This window comes from Solibacillus sp. CAU 1738, assembly GCF_039888725.1.
GTDB lineage: Bacteria > Bacillota > Bacilli > Bacillales_A > Planococcaceae > Metasolibacillus.
On sequence record NZ_JBDQQN010000006.1, the window covers coordinates 170,558 to 176,927 of the forward strand.

5 protein-coding genes, 6 tRNA genes and 1 rRNA gene are annotated in these 6,370 nt (G+C 38.1%); all 12 read right to left on the reverse strand.

Going from position 1 to position 6,370, the window contains the following annotated elements:
• Positions 1–30: 30 nt before the first annotated feature.
• The 12 genes from AAFN87_RS16770 to rrf all read right to left on the reverse strand — a co-directional run bounded on the left by AAFN87_RS16770 (position 31) and on the right by rrf (position 6,120).
• Entirely contained in the window at positions 31–1,035 is a 1,005-nt protein-coding gene (locus tag AAFN87_RS16770) for a CdaR family protein (protein ID WP_347792215.1), read from the reverse strand.
• Entirely contained in the window at positions 1,028–1,864 is an 837-nt protein-coding gene (gene cdaA / locus AAFN87_RS16775) for a diadenylate cyclase CdaA (RefSeq protein WP_347792216.1), read from the reverse strand. The genes AAFN87_RS16770 and cdaA overlap by 8 nt, the downstream gene beginning before the upstream one ends.
• A gap of 267 nt (positions 1,865–2,131) precedes the next feature.
• On the reverse strand, positions 2,132–2,743 hold the full coding sequence (locus AAFN87_RS16780) for a zf-HC2 domain-containing protein (protein ID WP_347792217.1): 612 nt from the start codon (positions 2,741–2,743) through the stop codon (positions 2,132–2,134).
• A 12-nt stretch (positions 2,744–2,755) separates the two neighbouring features.
• Positions 2,756–3,319, reverse strand: a complete 564-nt coding sequence (gene sigW / locus AAFN87_RS16785) for an RNA polymerase sigma factor SigW (protein ID WP_347792218.1) — start codon at positions 3,317–3,319, stop codon at positions 2,756–2,758.
• Between the two features lie 121 nt (positions 3,320–3,440).
• Positions 3,441–4,343: an arginase gene (gene rocF / locus AAFN87_RS16790; protein WP_347792219.1), complete on the reverse strand. Its 903-nt coding sequence runs from the start codon at positions 4,341–4,343 to the stop codon at positions 3,441–3,443.
• Between the two features lie 159 nt (positions 4,344–4,502).
• A tRNA-Lys gene (locus AAFN87_RS16795) sits at positions 4,503–4,575 on the reverse strand.
• 16 nt (positions 4,576–4,591) lie between these two features.
• A tRNA-Gln gene (locus AAFN87_RS16800) sits at positions 4,592–4,666 on the reverse strand.
• Between the two features lie 15 nt (positions 4,667–4,681).
• Positions 4,682–4,765 (reverse strand) — tRNA-Tyr (locus tag AAFN87_RS16805).
• Between the two features lie 16 nt (positions 4,766–4,781).
• Positions 4,782–4,857, reverse strand: a tRNA-Val gene (locus AAFN87_RS16810).
• A 52-nt stretch (positions 4,858–4,909) separates the two neighbouring features.
• Positions 4,910–4,984, reverse strand: a tRNA-Glu gene (locus AAFN87_RS16815).
• A 162-nt stretch (positions 4,985–5,146) separates the two neighbouring features.
• Positions 5,147–5,221, reverse strand: a tRNA-Asn gene (locus AAFN87_RS16820).
• Positions 5,222–6,004: 783 nt separating this feature from the next.
• Positions 6,005–6,120, reverse strand: a 5S ribosomal RNA gene (gene rrf, locus AAFN87_RS16825).
• Between the last annotated feature and the right edge of the window lie 250 nt (positions 6,121–6,370).

Here is a 6,370-nt window from a genome sequence, read left to right on the forward strand (position 1 = left end):
AATGCTTTCAATTTACATCTGTTAAAGCGGTTATTCCACTGAATCAGCTTGCCCCGTGTCTTGCTCTGGAGCCATATCCGCCGTTGCTTCTGTAACTACTTTTGTAACATCTGCATGGATTGTAACTGTTTCTGCTGATAGCTTTGAAGCCCCGTCTGGCACTTTAACCTTTGCTTCATAAGAACCTGACTCCACTAATTGGGACACATCGAACTCCACTATTATTTCATTCTTTGCATCAAGTATCGCTTTAGGGCCATACACTGTTAATTTTGCTGGTTCAACAGTCATTTTATCAATCGTTACACCATCTTGTAGCGTGCCTGTTTGTTTAATTGTAAGCGGAAGGTCACGACTATATTCATTGATCTCCACTTTTACCTTTACAACATCAGGCTGTATCGTGACGTCTAGCTTGTTTAAGTCACGGTCTAACACTTTAACATTCGCTTGCTGCTCGAATGACTTGTTAATACCGGAATCACTTTTTACAGTAGCCTTTACGTAGCTAATACTGTCAATTACACTTTTAGCACCTGTGACATACACATGCGTAGGCTCTGCTATCTTAGATTTCAAAATGTAATCCTCCGCTATTAGACGGCTATTCATTTCAGGTTCTACTCGAAACTCTTGTGTTACCTTTTCTTCTATAACGATATCTACCATTCCCGGATCAATCGATACCTCGAGTTTAGGTGAAAAGTTTTCTTGCTGTATTGTAACTCTATGTTCACCAATTAACAATGAGTTTAAATCGACAAATACTTTGAAATCTTTTAGTAATTTGGCTTGTTTTACAAGTTGCACCGGTCCTTTTATCGTTACATCCACCGTTTTTGGTAAGCCTGTTACGATTAAATTTTCAGCATCATAATATACTTCTAGCTCAACATTTTTAATAATATCTGTTTCCTGTGAGGTACTCGAATCACTGTTAGCGCTATTTTCTGCTTTCACATATAAGAATAGTGATAAAGCAAGGAGTAACGCCGTTAAACGAATTAACCAGTAACTATCAAATAATTTATCCATTCTTTTTCCCCCTCCAAGTCCACTTAGAGGCTAGATCGGATTCTTGCTCTGACCCGAACCATACTTTACGAAGTAGTGTTTCAAATTCATCAATCGCTAAATTACGGTGTAAATTACCGTTAACAGTAATACTTACTGCACCTGTTTCTTCTGATACAACAATTGTAATCGCATCCGTTACTTCACTTAAACCAAGTGCTGCACGGTGACGCGTTCCAAGCTCTTTTGATATAAACGGACTTTCTGATAGCGGTAAATAGCATGCTGCTGCCGTCACCTTATCCTTTTGCATAATTACAGCACCGTCATGCAGTGGCGTATTTGGGATAAAGATATTAATAAGTAGTTCCGAAGAAACATCCGCGTTCATTTTAATACCGGTTTCAATATATTCGTTTAGACCTGTTTCCTTTTCAATAGAAATAAGTGCACCAATACGACGTTTTGCCATATAGCTAACCGATTTTTTCATTGCTTCAATTAGACGATTTTGCTCCTCATCCTGTTGGCTTGTTGTTCTTTGGAATAACTTTCCTCGCCCTATTTGTTCTAGCGCGCGACGGATTTCAGGCTGGAATATAATGATAATCGCTAGGAAACCCCAATCTATTACTTCTTGTAAAAGCCAATCGAGCGTATTAAGCCCAAAAATCTGCGTCACAATTTTGGCGATAATAATTACGAAGATCCCTTTCAATAATTGAACCGCTTTCGTTCCTTGAATGAGGGTTAATACTTTATATAATACGTACCAAACGAGTAGTACATCTAAAAAGTTAAACACAAAATTTACAGGTGTTAAGTCTGTAAACTGTTCTATTATCTGCACGTGGCATCCCCCACTTTTCTAGCTATAGCTTACAAAAATAGTATATCATACTTCTGCTGTTTTTCCCTTTTTTGAAAGCAAAGGAGGAGGCTGAAAAATTCTTCTTTTGCTTTCGAGGTAGTGATATGTTGATATGACCTCCTCAGGAGCAAGTTGTATTAAGAGAAATTTATTACAGAAATATAAAGCTGTCCTGTAAGTTGTTACTTACGGGACAGCCCCTTGTTATTTTCTATAAAACGTTATGTTTTGAATAAGGTTGCGTAATTATTCAAATAAGGCGATAAAATCATTCGCCATTTTTTTTATTTTATACCATAACCAATCAAATGTTTCATCAATTTCTTCTATATTGCCTGATACAACCGCAGTAGATGCCATGTACTTACCATTAATAACAGTTACATTACCGTCTACTTCACCTTCAACGACAATATCACCATTCTTCACTACGATATCGCCTTTTACCACTTCACCAGCGGGTACAATTACCGTTTGTCCTTCAACAATTAAGTTTGGCTGCTTTGTCACAGAGAATTGATTGTCGTTTGGATAACTTGTCAATAGTGACGCGCTCATAAATAAGAAGAACATAGCAGCTGCTACAATTACAGGATGTCTACGTAACCATTTTTGAACGCCTATTGTATTTTTGCGTTTTGGCAGACCACTCATTACATTTCCCTCAAAGTGCGGAGGTGCTGTAATATGTGTCGCGCTTTTTACAAACGCAATCGTATCGCATAATTCATGCATATGTTTTTGACAATTCGAGCAGCTTTGCAAATGCTTCTTCAGCTCTTGCTCATGCTCACGTTTAATGTCGCCATCTAAATACTCGTGCATATAGTCAACGAATTGTTGTGGGCACGTACTCATGCTATTTCCCTCCTACAAATTGTTTAATTGCTTTCTAAGTGCTTCACGACCACGGTGGATACGCGTTTTCACTGTCCCAAGCGGCATATCAAGAATTTCACTAATTTCCTGCAGTGATAGCTCCTCGATATATTTAAGAACGATTACTGAACGATATTTATCAGGTAATCTGCTAATTTCATATTGGATACGCTCTTGCAGCTCCATTTGCTCAACCACTTCATCTGGCAATTGCTCATCGGCTGCAATTTGTGAATACATATCAAGCCCGTCTGTCCCTGCTACTTCTGCATCTAAATAGAAATCAGGTTTCTTTTTGCGAATGCGGTCAATACAAAGATTCGTAGCTATACGATAGATCCATGTTGAAAATTTCCTTTTTTGATCATATGAGTGCAAGTTAATATACGCACGGACAAAAGCCTCCTGCGCAATATCCTCAGCCTCCTGTTTGTTACCAAGCATTCGGTAACAAATCTGATACAGCTTGTGCTGGTAGAGGTTCACAATATCCGTATATGCGTTTTGATCGCCTTTAAGCACTTGCTTTATTCTTTTGTTCATTAACGCATCCATCGTGTATAATCCTCTCCACCTTCTCAGCTGTCATTACATTTACGCACAACTTCAACAAAGGTTTCATTTTTATTTAATATTATAACAAAATACAAACTACTAAATGTATAATTTTCTAAAATTATACAAGTGTTTCACCGAATAACGAGCCAATAAGCGCTACAGCTACATCTGCAGTTTTATTTTTCTCATCTAAAATTGGATTGACCTCAACAAACTCAACAGATGTAATCAATTTAGCCTCCTGCAGCATCTCCATTGCAAGATGACTTTCTCGATACGTAATGCCTCCCGCTACAGGCGTCCCAACTCCTGGTGTATATAGCGGATCTATCGCATCTAAATCAAGCGATAAATGCACGCCGTCTACTGCGCGTATATTTAAATAGCGAATTGCATCCTCCACAACATTCGCCATCCCAAGTCGGTCAATCTCGTGCATCGTATATACTTTTATATTTTGTTCTTTTATTAATTCACGCTCTCCTTCATCAATTGAACGCGCTCCAATAATAATAATGTTTTCTTTTTTTATTTTTGGATGATTGTGGTTAATTGATGTTAAACGTTCATGTCCAAGGCCGAGGCTTACTGCGAGTGGCATGCCGTGGATATTACCAGATGGTGTCGTGTCCGGTGTATTAATATCTGCATGTGCATCAAACCAAATTACTCCTAGGTTTTCGTATTTAGAAAGCCCAGCTAACGTTCCTATAGCAATGCTATGATCACCGCCTAGTACAAGCGGAATATGTTTATCATTGACTGCACACTCTACTTTATGTGCAAGCTTTGTACTTAACTCCACTACTTCTTCTAAATTTAGTAATTTTTCATCTTGCGTGTGTTCTACTTGCGATTTTTCAACCCAAATATCTCCTTCATCTTGAACTGTATAGCCGAGTGCTTGTAATCGTTCTACTACCCCTGCATAACGAATTGCACTTGGCCCCATGTCTACCCCACGTCGTCGTTGTCCATAATCAGATGGTACTCCAATTAAGGCTATTGATTTTTTCAACATCCATTCCCCCTTCTTAATCCTATTGTATTATTTAAGGTTAATATGGCTCAACTGAATACTCCGTTGAATGATTATGTATAAGTGAATATAAAAAATCCTTTACCCATGTGAGTAAAGGATTGTAATTTTATATTAAGAAACACTTTTTTAATTGAAAAGTGAGCCATGAAGGACTCGAACCTTCGACCCTCTGATTAAAAGTCAGATGCTCTACCAACTGAGCTAATGGCTCATAAAAAAAGAAAAAATGGCTGGGGTACTAGGATTCGAACCTAGGCGTGACGGAATCAAAATCCGTTGCCTTACCGCTTGGCTATACCCCAAACATTTTATAAAGATGGTGGAGGGGGACGGATTCGAACCGCCGAACCCTAAGGAGCGGATTTACAGTCCGCCGCGTTTAGCCACTTCGCTACCCCTCCGGCATAACACTTATAATGGTGGAGGATGACGGGCTCGAACCGCCGACCCCCTGCTTGTAAGGCAGGTGCTCTCCCAGCTGAGCTAATCCTCCATAATAGGCAAGTGTTAATAATATTTTTCTTTTTTATAGCCTTAATAAAAAATGGTGACCCGTACGGGATTCGAACCCGTGTTACCGCCGTGAAAGGGCGGTGTCTTAACCACTTGACCAACGGGCCAAACTTAATATCCCAAACAGGACAAGATTTATATTAACATCATTTCTTGCTATTGGCAAGTGTTTTTTAGATTTTTTTAAAAAAATCATTTTATAATGTAATAGTAATATAACAATTTAAAATTCCCCTCATTTTCCTAGTTAGAAAAAAGGGCAAAAAAAATGGCTCCGAAGGTAGGACTCGAACCTACGACCAACCGGTTAACAGCCGGTTGCTCTACCACTGAGCTACTTCGGAACGTTAATATATAAGATTGTACTTCGTTATTATTTACTTGGTACATTAAATATTATAACAAAAAATTATAATTACACAAGTACTTTTTCAAATTATTTTATACTTTTTTTCTAGTTACTCTTATACGGGCCTTTAATTTGATACGTTTTATTCTAGCTCTGTTTGATGTATATAGGTTATTAAACAATCCTTATTTGTAGAGGTACTATAAAGATTGTGGTTCATATATTTACAATTTCACACTAAGCACAAAAGACATTAATAATGTTTAATAAATTGGATCGTTTCTATATAAATTTTTCGTGTCTAAAGACCGTATTGGGCAAGTAGTTGTACTTTGAAGTTTACAGTAAACATTTGCTTTCTTTTAAAATAGAGACCGTGATTTTTATCTCCCCTTTTGAGGACAAGTTTCAGGTTTTACATGCGTTTTAAGCGATTTTGCTTTGCGACGAAAACGAAGGATCAGGAGGGCCATTTAGAATGAGACTACACGCATTTTATGTCTCTCAAACCATACCCCGTCCGTAGCTTGATAGCAAATCAAGGAATGCCCTTTTAATTAAAAATGGACTCCTTCTTAGTTTTACAGTGCCTTCTACCTCAATGGTGTGTATCAGTCTATTTGATTCTTACTGTAATTAAATAAAAAACTGATAATGGACGTTTTTTGAAATGTCCGTTATTCAGGAGTAAATTTATTGTAAATGAGCTCAATCAATTTCCGATATGAACCCAAAATAAAAAAGCCACTACTGACTTAAATCAGCAGCGACTTTTTGCGCTTAGCGATGTCCTACTCTCACAGGGGGAAGCCCCCAACTACCATCGGCGCTAAAGAGCTTAACTTCCGTGTTCGGTATGGGAACGGGTGTGACCTCTTTGCCATCATCACTAAACTATTTACGGCTTCCAATATACATCGTATTTCTGCGTCAGCTTCACTCATTCAATCAGTCACGTACAGAGGTACGCTCCTTCAATCACTCGATTGCTTCCTTGAACTACTTGTATCTTGAAACCCTTGTGAAAGAATTATTCTTTCAAAACTGGATAAACGTTTCATTGAAATAAGTTTTATATTTGGTTAAGTCCTCGATCGATTAGTATTCGTCAGCTCCATGTGTCACCACACTTCCACCTCGAACC

Bases quoted from the DNA above. Each gene is read 5' to 3' on its own strand.
- AAFN87_RS16770 (WP_347792215.1), bottom strand. From the start codon at position 1,035: ATGGATAAATTATTTGATAGTTACTGGTTAATTCGTTTAACGGCGTTA.
- AAFN87_RS16780 (WP_347792217.1), bottom strand. From the start codon at position 2,743: ATGAGTACGTGCCCACAACAATTCGTTGACTATATGCACGAGTATTTA.
- sigW (WP_347792218.1), bottom strand. From the start codon at position 3,319: ATGGATGCGTTAATGAACAAAAGAATAAAGCAAGTGCTTAAAGGCGAT.
- rocF (WP_347792219.1), bottom strand. From the start codon at position 4,343: ATGTTGAAAAAATCAATAGCCTTAATTGGAGTACCATCTGATTATGGA.